Source organism: Sphingobacterium bovisgrunnientis, from assembly GCF_009829085.1.
GTDB lineage: Bacteria > Bacteroidota > Bacteroidia > Sphingobacteriales > Sphingobacteriaceae > Sphingobacterium > Sphingobacterium bovisgrunnientis.
Genome location: NZ_WUQY01000003.1, coordinates 82,421 through 99,784 on the forward strand (window position 1 = coordinate 82,421; position 17,364 = coordinate 99,784).

Below are 17,364 nucleotides of genomic sequence, written 5' to 3' on the forward strand. Positions count from 1 at the left end.
GATGGGTATTCGATTCGAGAAAGATACTATCCTTAATTGGATAAATGAAATGGGTAAGTTCCTAAGATTGTTGGTAAATAAATGGGAGGGACAATTGGAAGATCTAGCATCCGAAGTTATTCCTAAAGGTTATAAAGAGTTTTTTAATAAAGAAAGAGAAGAGTTAATAATACTATCAGATAATGAATTAATCATTTTTGCTTCTACTTTAGAGCCCGAACAAATCCGACCATTAGCACAATTGTTCATGTATGATGGTCTGCTTAATTCGGATAAGGCAATTTTGGCGAAAGCAAAGGTGGTTTTCGAATATCATATGAAATCTTCTGGAAGCTTTTCTTTTGAAGATTATGATTTGCTAGGTCAGATTGATAAAGCTTTTAAATAGAGAAAGTCGGCATTCCGACTTTCTCTATTTCAACACCTCTCGAGCGATGACTAACCTTTGAATCTCGGAAGTTCCCTCGTATATCTGGGTAATTTTGGCATCGCGCATAAGGCGTTCGACGTGATATTCCTTCACATAGCCATATCCACCATGAATTTGTACCGCTTCTACGGTATGTTTCATGGCTACTTCCGATGCGTGCAATTTCGCCATTGCCGCTTCTTTTCCATATGGTAAACCTTGATCTTTAGTCCAAGCGGCTTTGTAGGTTAATAGGCGTGCTGCTTCAATTTCTACTTCCATATCGGCTAGTTTGAATTGTATAGCTTGGTGATTCGAAATTGGTTTACCAAATGTTTTTCTTTCTTTTGAATAAGCTAAAGCCAAATCATACGCTCCAGCAGCGATGCCTAAAGCCTGTGCTGCAATACCAATACGTCCACCATCTAAGGTTTTCATCGCGAATTTAAAACCAAATCCATCTTCGCCTATGCGGTTTTCTTTGGGAACTTTCACGTCCGAAAACATCAATGAATGCGTGTCCGAACTGCGAATCCCCAATTTGTTTTCTTTGGGTCCAATAGTGAATCCTGGGAGACCTTTTTCGACAATAAGTACATTAATGCCTTTGTGACCTAATTCGGGATTTGTTTGTGCAATAACCAAATATATATCTGCGTTACCGCCATTGGTAATCCAGTTTTTTGTGCCATTAAGTAGATAATGATCCCCTTTGTCTTCGGCAGTTGTATGCTGTGAAGATGCGTCCGAACCAGCCTCTGGTTCGGAAAGTGCAAAAGCGCCCAGTTTTTCGCCTTTTGCAAGTGGTACTAAATATTTCTGTTTTTGTTTTTCTGAACCGTATTCATTCAATCCCCAAAGCACTAATGAATTGTGCGCAGAAACGATGACAGCCGCTGAAGCATCTATTTTGGCAATCTCTTCTAAGACTAAAACATATGCTAATGTATCCAAACCTGCACCTCCATATTGTTCAGGCGTCATAATTCCCATAAAACCCAATTCTCCCATTTGTTTGACGAATTCAAAAGGGAATTTAGCTAATTCATCACGCTCTATTACACCAGTTTTTAATTCTTGCGCAAATTCACGAGCTGCGTTACGAATCATCTTATGTTCTTCAGATAGTTCAAAATTCATTTTATCAAAGTTTATAAGGTTGTAAATCAAATATAATAAATTATGTTATGCGAGCATAATAAATTTTTGTTGCAAATATTTATTATATTAGGAAATATTATTATGACAGAATTTTCAAACAATCAAGTTCTTGTAACAGACTTGCCAGATTGGCGAGATGTACAATTTGAACATATATCGCCAAAATACAAAACAGTCGTTTTGATTCAATATGTAATCCTTATCACAGTATTTCTTGTAATACTTTTTGGTGTTTTCTGGTTAAATGATGATCCTTGGAATAGGACTTATCTGTATATTCTGTTTGGCGGATTGAGTTTTATACTACTATTGCTCATTTTGAGTGTATGGTCTTTACGTTATTGGGGGTATGCATTGCGGGAACAAGATATATTGTATAGATCGGGAATTTTTACAAAATCTATTAAGATTATTCCTTTTAAACAGATTCAACACGTAGATATAAAAGAAGGAGCTGTCTCACGGTTGTTTAATCTTTCCAGCATAGAGCTACATACTGCTGGGGCGGGTGAAGGGCTCAAAGTCCCAGGGATTGAGTCAACGCAAGTCGCGATTATGCAAGAGTTCATTTCTCAAAAAATCAGCCAAAAGCCTATTCATTAACTGTATGCAAGAAGCGCATTTATTTGGATTGCCACAGTGGCTTAATTCTTTAGGTTATCTAATCAATATCCTAAAGACTTTTGTAAAAATCATTAAGCAATTATTCTTTTTTATTGCTTATATGGTTTATAAGCATCGTGATATCATATTCTCTAAATATGTATGGATCATAATTTTGGGATTATTGCTGTTGGTAGCTATAATCGCATTGATCAATTTCAGAACCTTTAAATATTATGTGGATGAGGAAGCGGAAGAATTTGTGGTTCAAAAAGGTTTATTTAATAAATCCAAAGTTGTCATCAAGTTTGCCAATATTCTACAAGTTAATATTACCCAAAATATAGTCCAAAAGGCTTTATCATTATACGGACTCACACTGGATACTGCGGGAAGTGATAAAGTAGAAGTTGACTTATATGCTTTGGATGGTTTTCATGCAACAGAATTAAAAAAACTTTTACTGTCGAAAATTCATGGAGAGCAGCAAAAAGTATCCACAAAAGAAACAGATATTTTAGCGCCTACAATCAGTTCTGATAAAACAGTCTTATCGCTGCCAGCGAAAAATATATTGCTAGTTAGCTTGTTTAGTAATTATCGTCAGGGATTAGCACTTTTTTTCGCATTCTTGGTGACCATGTTCCAAAACTTTAAAGATGCAATTGAAACATTTGAACTTTCGGATGAAGATATTGACACCGCCGCTGTAAAAGAACTGGCTTTAGCTTCAATATTCACGCTCGTGATTATTGTATTGATTGGACTAATGACTATTCCATTCATTATCAATTTAGTTCGTTATTATATCAAATATTACAACTTTAGTATTGTAAAAAATATTACTGGAAATTTCAGTATGCAATACGGTTTGTTTAATAAAGTAAATACCATTTTTAACCGTGAGAAAATTCAATTTCTTACGTTTAAACAGAACCATATCTTAAAGTATTTTGGAATAGGAATTTTGTCCTTAAAGCAATTGGTTACGAATGCTGCTAAGGAAGACAAAAGTAGCATTGTTATGCCTGGAATTATTTTAGCTGATCGTGATAAGGTTTATGAACTTGCGTTTCCAGATCCGATATTTGAAAACACAACAGAATTAAAACCACGAATAGGATTGTTGATTAATTTATTTATCAAAATCTTGTTGTTTTTCGGGCTGTTAGGTATTGCTCTTTACTATATAGAATTTGATACGATGTTAATTTATCCTGCCTTTTTAATTCTTCTGTTAGCAACTACAATTTATAATTATCTTTTTTATAAAAATTATAGACTGATTTATAATGATAATTTTATAGTAAAACGTTATGGAGTTTGGAATGAAAAGGAAATAATTATTCCGATGGCGCGCGTGCAGGGGGTAGGTGTATCACAGACAATTTTTCAACAACAATCCTCTACAGCGAATTTGAATATTTCTACCGCAGCTAAGGGAGTGAATTTTCGATTTTTTCCTGATGAAGAAGTAAACCAAATCGCCAATTATGTGTTATATAAAATAGAAAAATAAATTTATAGCAGATAAAAATTGGAATAGATAATAAAGTCTACTATATTTGTAGGGTTAATAGATTATTTTAATTTAAAACAACAAAAATATGAGTTTAAGATTAGGAGATGACGCGCCAAATTTTACAGCGCAAACGACTATTGGAGATATAGATTTTTACGATTATACAGCAGGAAGTTGGGTAGTATTATATTCACATCCTTCGGATTTCACTCCCGTTTGTACAACAGAATTGGGTCGTACTGCACAGTTGAAATCAGAGTTTGAAAAACGCAATGTTAAGGTCTTAGCGTTGAGTGTCGATCCAGTAGAAGAACATTTGGAGTGGGTGAAAGACATTAATGAAACACAAAATACTACAGTAGATTTCCCAATTATTGCTGATAAAGATCGTAAAGTTGCAGAATTGTATGATATGATTCATCCCAATGCGTCCGCTACAGCGACTGTTCGTTCTGTATTTGTGATTGGTCCAGATCGTAAAGTGAAATTGACATTAACTTATCCAGCATCCACAGGACGTAATTTCAATGAAATTCTACGAGTAATTGATTCTTTGCAATTGACAGCAGAATATTCGGTAGCTACACCAGCAGATTGGTCCCACGGTGAAGACGTAATTGTAGTTCCTGCGATTAAAACGGAAGATATCCCAGCTAAGTTTCCGAAAGGTTTTAAGGAAATTAAGCCTTATCTACGTGTGACACCACAACCAAACCTCTAATCTCACGACTAGCACAAACAACATGTATAACTAGAAAGCCAACTATCTTTAGTTGGCTTTTTCATTGTATGAATTTCTTCGTTTTCTCAATATAAAGGACACCAGTATCGCAGAGATGATGATAATCAACAGATGTACTGCCAGCTGTTTATAATCCAATGTGTAGTGCTCATTACTTGAGAAATACAGGAAAGATTGCGTTGCTATTAGTAGAGATAAGAATATGAATAAATATATCCAAAAAGTTTTCATGTTAATTCTAAGATATTAAATATCTAATATCCAAACAAATAAATTTTGTAACAAAAAAGGACACATTGCTGTGTCCTTAAACTATATGATGATTTTAGACTAATTTTTAATAAACTTTTACAATATAAATAAAGTCTTGTAACTTTTTAATCTGTTCGGTACGGCTTAATTTATTTAGTGAATTTTTGTTGTTCAGCACGATATTACCTTTCAAAGAATCGCTTGGGATTTTGTTAAGCGTTTCAATCAATTCTTTTGATTTAATAGCGAAAGCAGCACCGTCAATACCTTTTTGTTTACCCGAAATAATACCTACGATATTACCTTGTGCATCCAAAACAGGGCCACCACTATTACCTGGGTTTACAGGAATTGATATTTGATAAGCAATCGTATCACCCGAATACCCCGTATTTGAACTTAAATAACCTTGACCATAAACCGCCTCATCACGTGGGAAACCTATTGTATAAATATCCTCGCCGACATCAGCCAATTGTCTTTTGAATGTGTAAGGCACAGTTTTAACATTTTTGAACGTAGAATCTACAATACGTAATATCGCAAGATCTTTTTCTGCATCCGTATGGATGATTTCAGCACGGAAAGCTTTACCTTTTTGATTTTGCAACTGAATAGAATCCGCACCATTAACGACGTGATAATTTGTTACCACATAACCATCTTTAGTCAATAAGAATCCTGTGGCACCGAAATGCGTAGGAGTTTCTTTTTGTGTATTGTCGTTTTTGTTTATGTTTTGAATGACTTTGTTTTGTGCAGTCACATTACGTTTTACAGAATTCATTTCTCGACGCAAAGCACTATAGTCCGAAGTTGCTTTTTTCACATCCGTGAAATAGCCTGTCAACCATAATGTACTAAATACAGAAATAAATGCTACAGCCGCCGCGACACCGGTATTAATCTGTAATTTACTCCAGAATGAAATAACTTTTGTGCCGAAGTCTTTCTCTTTCTCAAAAGACAAAACTTGTACGGACTCTTCTAGGAGCGCAGCTTTAAAAAGATTTCTGTGTTCGTTTTCTTGGAAAGTAGCTAAGAAATTCTTGTGTTCTTCGAAAATTTGCGCATATTCAGGGTTAGACTGGCAAAAATTTTCGAAAGCCTGAACATCTATTGGTTCAAGTTCACCTCTCAAATATTGGTCTGCCCATTCTATGAAATTATGCCGCTGCATTTGCATATTACTCTTTGATTTTGATCGTAAAAAATATCTTTTTGAGACGTTGTAAGCATTTATACTTTTGTGTCTTTGCGTTGTCGCTATTGGTATATCCAAACTTTTCAGTTATATCCTGCATGGATAAGTTTTTGATATAAAAATCTTTCAACAGCGTCTGACACGGTTCGCCTAATTGAGTCATTGCTTCGTTCATTTGATCAAATTTGTTTTCAATCTCTTGATGTTGTTGCAAATCTTCTTCGACATGTAATATATCTTCAAAATCCGATATATCAGCCGTATTAGTGCTGTGTCCTTTTCGCGACAACTGCTTTAACCACAATCTGCGCGAAACAGCATACAAAAAAGTACTGAGCTTACTACTCAACTCAAATTTTTGTTGAGTAATCTTATCGTACAATACCATCACCGCCTCTTGAAAGATGTCTTTCGCTTCTTCATCGCTTCCATTATTATTGATAATCATGTGTGCAATCGACGGGTAGAATGATTTGTATATCTTGTGGATAGACCTATTATCTCCCTGAGCGATGCCGTTGATGATATCAGCGTCTGAAACGTCTGCTGGTAATATGTTCTTAATCTTACTCACTTATTAATACCCTAAAATCCAAATAGTAACCCTTTGAAAATTAAATTTAAGATATGAAAAAAATCTCACCCAAACGTAGTGGAATTTTTAATGAAAACCCAATAAACTTAATGAAATTACTAGGATATTGTTTTAAACAATTGTTATACAATATCTTTTATTTGAGTGAAATTTGATAAGTGTGCAACAAATATTCATTAGAATTGAAAATTCCGCAAACGTGTGTGTTTACTTTGCCTGTTGTATTTGCTCTAGGATATGATATTTTTGTTTTATACTTCTTAAACAATGAATTGCAAATCAATTATTTCTCTTTATCTAATGCTAACTTTTATCTTGTCGCATTCGCATGCACAGGATCGAGTTGGAACAATCATGCCGGTTACACGAAATCTAAATGGTTTCGCTTTTGGTGTGAAAGATGCACCCTCTGGCAATGAATGGCAGTCACCTCAACAATTGTCGTTGAACAAGGAATTGCCTAAATCGTATTTCTTTTCCTTTGGGAATACGGAGCAAGCGTTAAAGGTATTACCAGAAAATAGTCCTTATTACCAAAGTTTAAATGGCACTTGGAAATTCAATTGGGTAAAACATCCAGATGAACGACCTAAAAATTTCTATGAAAATTCATTTGATGTAGCGCAATGGGATGATGTTCCTGTGCCTATGAGTTGGAATATTCTAGGTGTTCAGAAAGATGGTTCCTTAAAATATGGTGTTCCTATTTATGTCAATCAACAGGTAATTTTTCAACACAGTGTCAAAGTTGGTGATTGGAAAGGTGGTGTAATGCGCGAACCACGTCAAGATTGGACAACATATACCTATCGTAATGAAGTAGGGTCGTACAAAAGATCGTTTGATGTGCCTAAGGAATGGAAAGGCAGAGAAGTGTACATTAATTTTGATGGGGTAGATTCGTTTTTCTATTTGTGGATAAATGGTAAATACGTTGGTTTTTCTAAAAACTCCAGAAACTTAGCTTCTTTTAATGTCACTCCTTATTTGAATGAAACAGGTTATAACATGGTATCTGTTGAAGTTTATCGTAATTCTGATGCTTCGTTTATCGAAGCTCAAGATATGTTTAGACTTCCAGGTATATTCCGTACGGTTTCATTGACTTCGAAGCCGAAAGTTCATGTACGTGATTTAATAGCTATTCCGGATGTTGTGAATGACTATAAAGATGGCGTATTGGAGATTTCAGCTGATGTAAAAAATGCAAATAAAAAGCTTCATAAAGGCTTCACGCTGACATACAAGTTGTATGAAAATACGTTATACTCTGATCAGGTTGAAAATTTGATAGCCACTGTCGTTGATGAGGCAGGAGAATCAGCTAAAATGGGTCCACAAACTATTGCTTTCACGACCAAACATCTGAAAGTTTCTAATGTACGTTTGTGGTCAGCCGAGAAACCCTACCGTTATACTCTAGTTGCAGAACTAAAAGACAGAAAAGGAAAAGTTATTGAAACGGTGTCCACACATGTGGGATTCCGTAAAGTAGAAATAAAAGATACCAAAGCGGAAGACGATGAATTTGGATTAGCGGGGCGTTATTATTACATCAACGGCAAAACGGTGAAGTTGAAAGGAGTGAATCGTCATGAGACAAATCCAGAAACAGGGAAAGTGATTTCTCGTGCCCAGATGGAAGATGAGATCAAATTGATGAAACGTGCGAACATAAATCACGTCAGAAATGCGCACTACCCAGACGATCCGTATTGGTATTACTTGTGTGATAAATATGGAATTTATTTAGAGGATGAAGCGAATATTGAGAGTCACGAATATTATTATGGTGAAGCTTCATTGTCGCATCCACCAGAGTGGAAAAATGCACATGTCGCACGTAACGTGGAAATGGTACATGCTACCATTAATCGCCCTTCTGTGGTTATTTGGTCATTAGGAAATGAAGCTGGACCAGGTCAAAATTTCGTGGAAGCATACAATGCGATTAAAAAAATAGACATTTCACGTCCTGTACAATACGAGCGCAATAATGCGATTGTAGATATGGGTTCAAATCAATATCCTTCTATTAACTGGGTGCGTGGCGCAGTAACGGGAAAATTTAATCTCAAATATCCATTCCATATTTCTGAATATGCACACTCGATGGGTAATGCTGCTGGTAATTTAATTGATTATTGGGAAGCTATCGAATCCACAAACTTTTTTATGGGCGGTGCATTGTGGGATTGGATGGATCAATCGATGTATTATTACGATAAGAAAACTGGTGAGAAATTCTTTGCGTATGGTGGTGATTTTGGTGACAAACCAAATGATGGCACTTTTGTGAACAATGGATTAATCTTCGCGGATCGTACCGAAAAGCCACAATATTGGGAAGTTAGAAAGGTATACCAAAATGTCGGCGTAAAAGCTTTAGACATTACAAAGGGCGAAATTGAGATTTTTAATAAAAACTATTTTGTCTCGTTGGAAGATTTTGATATCCAATGGGCATTATTCGAAGATGGTGTAGAAATCGAAAGAAGTTCTGCTTTTATAGGACCGAAAAATGTAATTGGAGCTCGTCAAAAGCAAATTGTCCGTATTCCTTTGTCTTTTGATAAATTGAAAGAGCAATCTGAATATTTTGTTAAAATTCAATTTGTACATAAAGAAGATAAATTTTGGGCAACCAAAGGATATGTTCAAATGGAAGAACAATTGTTAGTAAAAAATGCAACTAACAAACCTTTAATTTCTGCTGTAGCAAAAGGAAGTGCTTTTAACATTTCGGATAACGCGAATTTAAAAGTCGTAGAAGGAGAGGGATTCAAAGCTGTTTTTGATCTTCAAAAAGGAACTATACACAGTTTGTCGTACAATGAGAATACGATTATCCGCGCAGATGAAGGTCCAAAATTGGACGCTTATCGTGCACCAGTGGACAATGACAATTGGGCTTACCAACAATGGGTCGCAAAAGGTTTACATAATTTAAAGCACAAAGCACTTTCCAATTCTGTTTTCCAAAGAGCAGATGGTGCATTGGTATTATCATTCGTAGTGGAATCGCAAGCGCCTAATGCTGCAACTATTCAAGGTGGTACATCTGGTACCTACAAAATTATTGAGCACACAGATAGACCTTTTGGTGATTCTGATTTTAAATTCACAACCAATCAGATTTGGACGATTTATGCAGATGGTTCTATAGAATTAGAATCAATTGTTTCATCTAATGATGAAAGTTTTATATTAGCGCGATTGGGCTATGGCTTGCAATTGCCCGAGAATCTAAGCAATTACAATTATTATGGTCGAGGACCAATTAACAATTATGCCGACCGCAAAACAGCACAAAATATAGAATTGCACAAAAGCACAGTTAATGGTCAGTTTGTGAATTGGGCTAATCCACAGAACATGAGCAATAACGAAGAAGTGCGATGGGCTTCATTAACAAATGCGAGTGGTAATGGCGTTATTTTCGTAGCGAAAGATCAGTTAGCTACTTCAGCATTGCCTTGGTCTGAATTGGAAGTTACATTAGCACCACATCCACACGAATTGCCTAAAAGTTCGGGTACTCATTTGCACTTAGACGCTGCGGTGACAGGGTTGGGTGGAAATAGCTGTGGTCAAGGTCCTCCTTTGGAGCAAGATCGTGTCAAAGCGACTACTACATCGATTGGTTTTATTATTCGTCCAGTTCGCAATGCAAATTTCACAGCGCAAGCTAATGTCGCTGTAGCAGGTGAAATGCCGTTGACTGTTACACGTAATAAAGTAGGTGAGGTGACCATTGCAAGCGATAATAAAGACGCTAAAATTTTATATCAAGTAGGTAAATCAAAACCACAATTGTATAGTTCTTCATTCCGATTGAGAGAAGGTGGAGAGGTATCAGCTTGGTATGAAGCAAACTCAAAAATCAAAACTTCGGTAGTATTTCCAAAAATTGAGACTGTGCCTTTGAGTGTCGTATTTGCTTCGAGTGAAGAAACTGGCGAAGGTGCAAAATTCTTAGTAGATGGTAATCCAAATAGCATTTGGCATACGATGTACTCGGTTACCGTGGCACAATATCCGCATTGGGTGGATTTTGATATGAGTGAAGTAAAGCAAATCAAAGGATTTACGTATTTGCCACGTCAAGATGGCCCGAATGGACGCATTAAGGATTATAAAATCCAAATTAGTTTGAACGGTAAGACTTGGTCAGAAACTATTACAGAAGGAAGTTTTACGCGTGATTCAAGTGTGAAAACAATAAGACTTAAGGAGGCTGTAAAAGGTCGCTATTTAAGATTCACAGCATTGAGTTCGCAAAATGGTGCTGACTTTGCATCAGGCGCAGAATTCGGAATTATAGCAGATTAGTAACAATTTTCACTTTTTAAATATAGAGCAGAGACAGCAATGTTTTTGCTCTTTTTTGTTTATGCTTAAAATTTATTAACTTAAACATGCTATCGAAATATCATGGAAAAGATTATTAAATACCCACATCCAAATGGTGAAATCACAGTATTGTGGAAGCCAGAATTATGCATTCATGCGGGAGTATGCGTACGAATGCTTCCTCAAGTATATAAACCTAAAGAAAGACCATGGTGTAGTCCTGAGAATACGGATACAAAGCCTTTAATTGAGCAAATAATTAAATGTCCATCAGGTGCTTTGAGTTACGAGCTGAATAAATGATAATTTATTCACAGATTTAACTAACCAATCTATGAATTTATGTCTGTATCTATCTTAAGAGAAACAACTCCTCTGTCGGAGAAAGATTGTTTTATGGTCTTTTTTCGAGAGAAATCTTCCTTTGATTTTCCTTTACATGTTCACGCTGAGTATGAACTTAATTTTATTGAAAATGCGAAAGGCGCTCAGCGTATTGTTGGTGACAGCATAGAAGAAATTGATGACATAGAGCTTTCTTTTATTGCTAACGAGGACCTGGAGCACGGTTGGTTTATGCATCATTGTCAATCCGACCTCATAAGGGAAATCACTATTCAATTTCATCCTGATCTTTTGAATAATCAAATTCTTTCCAAAAATCAATTCGTATCCATAAAAAGATTATTTGAGAAAGCAAATAATGGGGTCACTTTTGCTAAAGAAACTGTTATTGGATTAAAATCACTTTTATATGATTTGACAAAGGAAAGGGAAGGATTTTATGCAGTAATGAAGCTTTTCGAAATATTATATAAGTTATCTAATTCTGCCGATTACAGAAGTCTTTCGAGCCGTTCTTTCCATGATAAAATGCAGGATTATGATAGTCGTAGAATTAATAAAATAATCCAATACTTGCGAAATAATTATAATAAAGATATTTCATTAAAGAAGGTAGCTAATTTGGTGGGGATGACCGAAGTGTCAGTAAGCAGGTTTCTCAAGCAGCGCTCAGGTCGCACTTTTATTGATACATTAAATGATATTCGGTTGGGGCATGCCAGTCGGATGTTAGTCGATACTACGCATAGTATTTCTGAAATAGCATTGGATAACGGGTTCAATAATTTATCTAATTTCAACCGTATTTTCCTGAAGAAAAAGGGAATTACTCCAACTGTTTTCAGAAATAAATTCAGAGATTCTAAAATCTATTTATAGGAATTTAATTAAGATGTGGTGATAAAAAAATATTTTATTAAGCGTGTCATTTGTATGCTTAATCCAATATTTTAGTTGGAAATGTGTGATTAATAGATAAAAAAGTATTATAGGTTAACCTTACATAACTTGTAAATTTGAATTAAGCTATTGATGCAGCTATAACCAAATATAAACAAAGTCTATCGCTTAAAACATATAATCCAATTTACATCAGTATGAGTAAAATATTTTTTTGCTAATCTGTTGCTATGGAGAAATGTATGAAGTGATATTCTACCGAATATAGAAAAACATCTATAACTAAATTATAAAATAGTGGACGACTCTCCAAAGTCGTTTACAGCCAATTTAAACATTTATCTATGAATAAATTTTATTATTTATTACTGATTTTTTTGGTTGTCCCAATTATTTCGCATGCACAAACTTTGCAGGTAACAGGAAAAGTTACCCAAATGGATAGTGGCGAGCAATTAGCTGGGGTTTCCATAAAAGTAAAAGGTACTGATGTCAGTGTCTTTACCAATCAAAATGGGCAATATTCCTTAAGCACAACCCGTGGAAGCACACTCGTGTTTTCATATGTAGGCATGCTTTCAAAAGAAATATTAGTAACAAACACGGTCCTAAATGTAGAATTAGTTTCATCTGAAAATACCCTAGAAGAGGTGGTTGCTATCGGATACGGTACAATGAAAAAAAGTGATGTATCTGGATCATCTGTTACACTCAATGAAGAGAAGCTAAAAGGATCTGTCATCACAAATTTGGATCAAGCATTGCAAGGTCGCGCGGCTGGAGTCGCTACAGTATCCACTTCTGGTGCACCTGGTGCATCTGTCTCGGTTCGTGTTCGTGGGCAAGCAACTATTAATTCAAAGGCCGAACCATTGTATGTAATTGATGGTGTAATTATCCAAGGAGGTGGCAGTAGTGGTCATGATTTTGGTTTGGGGGATGCATTAGGAAATGGAAATGTTTCGACAGTGTCACCATTATCGACGATCAACCCATCGGATATTTTGTCGATGGAAATCCTGAAGGATGCATCCGCAACGGCAATTTATGGAGCTCAGGGAGCGAATGGTGTGGTTTTGATTACAACCAAAAGAGGTCGTGCTGGACAAGCTAAATTTAGTTATGAAGGCATGTCAGCTTTACAAAATCAAATTGGCCGTCTTAATATGATGAATCTTCGTGAATTCGCGCAATTCAGTAATGATATCGCAGGAGAGGTAAATTCTAGAGATAATAGACCAGAATTTTTGGATCCATCACTTTTGGGTGAAGGTACCAATTGGCAAGAGGCGATATTCCAAAAGGGATTGATGCAACAGCACCAACTTTCTGGGCAAGGAGGTACTGAATCTGTTAAATATTATGTTTCAGGATCGTTTATGGATCAAGAAGGAACTGTAATTGGTACTAAATTCAATAGATACGCTTTTCGTTCAAATCTGGATGCACAATTGAAGTCATGGTTCAAATTAGGAACAAATGTGATGTATTCTTCTACGGATGAACGATTGAATCTTGTAGATAGTGATGAGGGTATCGTGAAATTTTCATTGCTGACTCCTCCAGATATTCCAATTTATGATATTGATGGCAATTACGCGAGTGTAGTTCGTGAGGGTTATACTACACTAAATCCCATTGCCAAGGCATTGAGTGATGATATTTTATTAGCACGAACAAAGCTTAATGGTAGTATTTTCGCTGATTTGAATATTCTTAAAGATTTGGTTCTTCATACAGAATTGGGGTTTGATATTGGAGGTTCTAGAGCTGAATTATTTGAGCCAACCTTACAATTGGGTAATTGGAAAAGAACCATTAATTCGAGTGCTTGGCAACGTAACAATAACAAATTTTGGCAATTAAAAAATTATTTGACTTACACCAAATCTTTTGGTAAAGCACATAATTTGAATGCTATGATTGGACAAGAAGCCTGGGAATCGACCTATGAACACATGCGTATAAGTGCAACGAATCTACCGTCTAACGATATTAAGAATCCGCGACTTGGTATTGACCCGCAGATTAATTCTGGATTTGGTAGCGCTGCAATGTCCTCATTCTTTGGACGCTTTATGTACAACTATGATGACCGGTATATGGCGACGTACACGTATAGACGTGACGGTTCTTCTAATTTTGGACCGAAGAATAGATGGGCAGATTTTCATTCTTTTGCGGCATCGTGGCGATTTACTAATGAAGAGATTTTTAAATCGGACACTTCTATACTAAGTGATGGTAAGTTTAGATTTGGTTGGGGGCAAACTGGTAATTCGAATATTGGATCCTATCTGTGGGGATCAAGTATTTCCACTATGCCGACTGGCTTAGGTCCTGGATATCGCCAGTCAAATATTGCGAATCCGTTTATTCAATGGGAAACTCAGGAACAGTGGAACTTCGGTTTAGATCTTTCATTTTGGAATGGAAGAGTTAATCTAGTTGCCGATGCTTACGATAAGACTTCAAATGATATGTTGATGTCACTTCAGTTGCCTTCATATATGGGAACGCGTGGTAATGCTTCTTCTGCATTGGCATCTCCGATGGGAAATTACGGCTCCATAAATAACAGAGGATTAGAAATTTCATTGAATACTAAAAATCTAAAAGGAGAATTCTCTTGGAGCTCTGATTTTCAAATTAGTTTCAACAAAAATAAGTTAACCGCCCTTGATGGAACAGCATCGGCACATATTGAAGGCTATGGCCAATGGAGTGATGTAGTCACAGTAACAAAAGTTGGTGAGCCGCTATATAATTTTTATGGTTATAAAGTAATTGGTGTATATAAGGATTTGGAAGATCTTCAAAATTCTCCAAAAGCAGAAAAATATCCTACAAATGGAGTCTTCAATAGATCTAATACCACTTGGGTGGGAGATTTAAAATATGCCGATTTGAGCGGTCCAGATGGTGTTCCTGATGGAATTATAAATACCTATGACCGAACAAATATCGGTTCGCCAATGCCAACATTTACTTTTGGTTTCAATAATACATTCAACTATAAAAATTTTGATTTGAATATATTTTTGAATGGTTCGTATGGCAATAAAGTTATGAATTATGCTTCGATAAACTTCTCAAATATGTTGACAGCATGGAATAATCAAATGAGTGTTGTGAATGATCGAGCACTACTAGAGCCTGTGAATCCAACTAAAACTTATCCTGCATCTGTGAATGGTGTTGTGGTGAACAATTGGTTTGAAGACATCACCAATGTTCGCGTTAAGAATCCTGACACAGATATTCCAAGAGCTATATTTAATGATCCTAATGATAATGATCGTATCAGCGATCGATACATAGAAGATGGATCTTATCTGCGTATTAAGAATATAGCTTTGGGCTGTACACTTCCTAATGAAATAAGTCAAAGATGGCGCTTTGATCAAGTACGTCTGTATGTGAATATTCAAAATTTGCACACCTTCACAAACTATACAGGATACGATCCAGAAATCGGCGTTAGTACAGCAAGTGCCAATGTGTATGGATTGGATAATGGACGCTATCCTTCGCCACGTGTTTATTCAGCAGGTATTAATTTGTCATTTTAAAAACCAGTTATGAAACTCATGAAAAAATTAATATACACTTCGAAAATTTTATTCATCACCTGGTTTTCTATGGTAGTAACGTCATGTGGCGATTTCTTGGAACGACCAACTATTGATAGCTATACAATCGATATTTTCTATCAAACGGATGAGCAATGTTATCAATCCGTGAATCCTATATATAGTTCACCGTGGTATGACTTTCAGCGTGGATTTTTCAAAGTCGGTGAAGTGCTTTCGGGTAATTACTATTGGGGAAATTCTCCATATATGACTTTTACTATTAATTCCACCGATCAGGATTTGGTAAATATGTCCGCTTCCTTATGGTCTGTTAATGCCTATTGTAATGGTATTATAGAAAATATTGACATGAAATCTGGTCCTAATGTTACAGATTTTGCAAAGAAAACAGTAAAAGGAGAAGCTTTGGTTTGGAAAGCGATGACATACTTTTATTTAGTTCGCACATTTGGTGCAGTACCGATTATTCACAAAAATTCAGAAGAGATTTCTTCTGGTAATTATAATAATTTTTATAAAGCTCCTGTAGATGATTTATACCATTATATCATTATGACTTTGGAACAGGCCATCGAATGGTTGCCTACAAAAAATCGTGAAGGTCGAATTGACAGATATTCAGCGTATGGCTTACTATCGAAAGTGTATTTAACGAAAGCAGGATATGGCCAAAGTGGCACACGTAATCAAGAGGATTTGGATAGGGCAGCAGAATATGCTTTGAAAGTAATAGAAGAGAGTGGTCGCACTTTAGTTCCTGTGTATTCGGATATTTTCAGATTAAAGGGGAATTTTTCCTCAGAAAGTTTGTTGGCGTGGCATTGGACAGTTTCAAATAATTGGACTTCGCAGAATACTTTACAATCGGATTTAGCATTGACAGGTTTTTCTGAATTTGGAGATACTTGGGGAGACTGGGGTGGTCCATCAGTTGACTTGCAAGAGGCATTTGGTGAGAACGCACTTTCACTGACACGAACCAATACGGATCGCCGTCGAAAGGCATCCATGATGATGTTTTCGGATAAGTACGAGTATTTCTGGTCTGATAAGGGCGGATTTGATTATTCGGATTTTGCTATTAATACAACAGGTGAGTTTAGATCACCGGTGGGAGCCAATAGTGTAAAACATCTTGTTGGTAATAATAATGACCATATCGTTGGTATAGGAACTGGTATGGCAAATATGGCAACAAGTTTGAGTACGCATTTATTGCGTCTTGCTGATGTCTATTTGATATATGCAGAAGCGGTATTGGGAAATTCAAGTTCCACGACAAATGCCAAAGGTTTGCAATGTTATAATCAAGTGAGAGCTAGAGCTGGTTTTTCTGCAGCACGCACGAGTTATACGTGGAGAGATATATGGATCGAAAGAAGATTAGAGTTAGCCTGTGAGGGTGATCGTTGGTACGATTATGTGCGTTGGCATTATTACGCACCGCAAGCCGCTATCACCGAATTAAAAGCTCAAAAGAGAGGTTCTTACATGGGCTTAGACGATTTTTATAAAACTGGAGTGTTAAATCCTTCGACTACAATGTATGATAATAGTGCTCCTATTCCCAATATCACGGATGCGCACTTTACATTACCATTTCCTGATACAGATTTAGCGATGAATCCAAATTTATTGAAAGAGCCTGTAAAATTTGATTTTAGTTCAATCAAGTATTAATC

At 36.1% G+C, this 17,364-nt stretch carries 12 protein-coding genes; 9 read left to right on the plus strand and 3 right to left on the minus strand.

Annotated features, from left to right (window positions below):
• Position 1 precedes the first annotated feature (1 nt).
• On the plus strand, positions 2-388 hold the full coding sequence (locus GOQ16_RS02790) for a hypothetical protein (protein WP_160067691.1): 387 nt from the start codon (positions 2-4) through the stop codon (positions 386-388).
• Between the two features lie 24 nt (positions 389-412).
• On the opposite strand, the gene GOQ16_RS02795 is transcribed toward GOQ16_RS02790, so the two are convergent.
• Complete coding sequence (locus GOQ16_RS02795) at positions 413-1,549, minus strand: acyl-CoA dehydrogenase (protein WP_160067693.1); 1,137 nt, start codon at positions 1,547-1,549, stop codon at positions 413-415.
• Between the two features lie 102 nt (positions 1,550-1,651).
• On the opposite strand from GOQ16_RS02795, the gene GOQ16_RS02800 reads away from it, so the two are divergent.
• The 3 genes from GOQ16_RS02800 to GOQ16_RS02810 all read left to right on the plus strand — a co-directional run bounded on the left by GOQ16_RS02800 (position 1,652) and on the right by GOQ16_RS02810 (position 4,416).
• On the plus strand, positions 1,652-2,173 hold the full coding sequence (locus GOQ16_RS02800) for a PH domain-containing protein (RefSeq protein ID WP_160067695.1): 522 nt from the start codon (positions 1,652-1,654) through the stop codon (positions 2,171-2,173).
• Positions 2,174-2,177: 4 nt separating this feature from the next.
• The gene (locus GOQ16_RS02805) at positions 2,178-3,692 is read left to right on the plus strand and encodes a PH domain-containing protein (protein WP_160067697.1); all 1,515 of its coding nucleotides are present in this window, start codon (positions 2,178-2,180) and stop codon (positions 3,690-3,692) included.
• Positions 3,693-3,780: 88 nt separating this feature from the next.
• Entirely contained in the window at positions 3,781-4,416 is a 636-nt protein-coding gene (locus GOQ16_RS02810; protein WP_149915110.1) for a peroxiredoxin, read from the plus strand.
• A 358-nt stretch (positions 4,417-4,774) separates the two neighbouring features.
• Here the strand turns inward: GOQ16_RS02810 and GOQ16_RS02815 are convergent, their stop codons facing one another.
• Complete coding sequence (locus GOQ16_RS02815; RefSeq protein WP_160067699.1) at positions 4,775-5,875, minus strand: S1C family serine protease; 1,101 nt, start codon at positions 5,873-5,875, stop codon at positions 4,775-4,777.
• Position 5,876: 1 nt separating this feature from the next.
• Positions 5,877-6,467: an RNA polymerase sigma factor gene (locus tag GOQ16_RS02820; RefSeq protein ID WP_262713886.1), complete on the minus strand. Its 591-nt coding sequence runs from the start codon at positions 6,465-6,467 to the stop codon at positions 5,877-5,879.
• 321 nt (positions 6,468-6,788) lie between these two features.
• Between GOQ16_RS02820 and GOQ16_RS02825 the strand changes: the two genes are divergently transcribed.
• From GOQ16_RS02825 to GOQ16_RS02845, 5 genes are all read left to right on the plus strand, one after another.
• The gene (locus GOQ16_RS02825; protein WP_160067701.1) at positions 6,789-10,820 is read left to right on the plus strand and encodes a glycoside hydrolase family 2 TIM barrel-domain containing protein; all 4,032 of its coding nucleotides are present in this window, start codon (positions 6,789-6,791) and stop codon (positions 10,818-10,820) included.
• Positions 10,821-10,922: 102 nt separating this feature from the next.
• Positions 10,923-11,144 carry a (4Fe-4S)-binding protein gene (locus GOQ16_RS02830; protein WP_149915108.1) on the plus strand — a complete coding sequence of 74 codons (222 nt, stop codon included), beginning with the start codon at positions 10,923-10,925 and terminating at the stop codon, positions 11,142-11,144.
• A gap of 39 nt (positions 11,145-11,183) precedes the next feature.
• Positions 11,184-12,065 (plus strand): AraC family transcriptional regulator, encoded by an 882-nt coding sequence (locus GOQ16_RS02835; protein WP_160067703.1) that lies wholly within the window; start codon positions 11,184-11,186, stop codon positions 12,063-12,065.
• 365 nt (positions 12,066-12,430) lie between these two features.
• Positions 12,431-15,658, plus strand: a complete 3,228-nt coding sequence (locus GOQ16_RS02840) for a SusC/RagA family TonB-linked outer membrane protein (RefSeq protein ID WP_160067705.1) — start codon at positions 12,431-12,433, stop codon at positions 15,656-15,658.
• An 18-nt stretch (positions 15,659-15,676) separates the two neighbouring features.
• Positions 15,677-17,362 (plus strand): RagB/SusD family nutrient uptake outer membrane protein, encoded by a 1,686-nt coding sequence (locus tag GOQ16_RS02845; protein WP_204987408.1) that lies wholly within the window; start codon positions 15,677-15,679, stop codon positions 17,360-17,362.
• Positions 17,363-17,364 lie beyond the last annotated feature (2 nt).

Excerpts from the sequence above, each read along its gene's own strand:
- GOQ16_RS02790 (WP_160067691.1), top strand. The coding sequence starts at position 2 with ATGGGTATTCGATTCGAGAAAGATACTATCCTTAATTGGATAAATGAA.
- GOQ16_RS02795 (WP_160067693.1), bottom strand. The coding sequence starts at position 1,549 with ATGAATTTTGAACTATCTGAAGAACATAAGATGATTCGTAACGCAGCT.
- GOQ16_RS02800 (WP_160067695.1), top strand. The coding sequence starts at position 1,652 with ATGACAGAATTTTCAAACAATCAAGTTCTTGTAACAGACTTGCCAGAT.
- GOQ16_RS02805 (WP_160067697.1), top strand. The coding sequence starts at position 2,178 with ATGCAAGAAGCGCATTTATTTGGATTGCCACAGTGGCTTAATTCTTTA.
- GOQ16_RS02810 (WP_149915110.1), top strand. The coding sequence starts at position 3,781 with ATGAGTTTAAGATTAGGAGATGACGCGCCAAATTTTACAGCGCAAACG.
- GOQ16_RS02815 (WP_160067699.1), bottom strand. The coding sequence starts at position 5,875 with ATGCAAATGCAGCGGCATAATTTCATAGAATGGGCAGACCAATATTTG.
- GOQ16_RS02825 (WP_160067701.1), top strand. The coding sequence starts at position 6,789 with ATGCTAACTTTTATCTTGTCGCATTCGCATGCACAGGATCGAGTTGGA.
- GOQ16_RS02830 (WP_149915108.1), top strand. The coding sequence starts at position 10,923 with ATGGAAAAGATTATTAAATACCCACATCCAAATGGTGAAATCACAGTA.
- GOQ16_RS02835 (WP_160067703.1), top strand. The coding sequence starts at position 11,184 with ATGTCTGTATCTATCTTAAGAGAAACAACTCCTCTGTCGGAGAAAGAT.
- GOQ16_RS02840 (WP_160067705.1), top strand. The coding sequence starts at position 12,431 with ATGAATAAATTTTATTATTTATTACTGATTTTTTTGGTTGTCCCAATT.
- GOQ16_RS02845 (WP_204987408.1), top strand. The coding sequence starts at position 15,677 with ATGAAAAAATTAATATACACTTCGAAAATTTTATTCATCACCTGGTTT.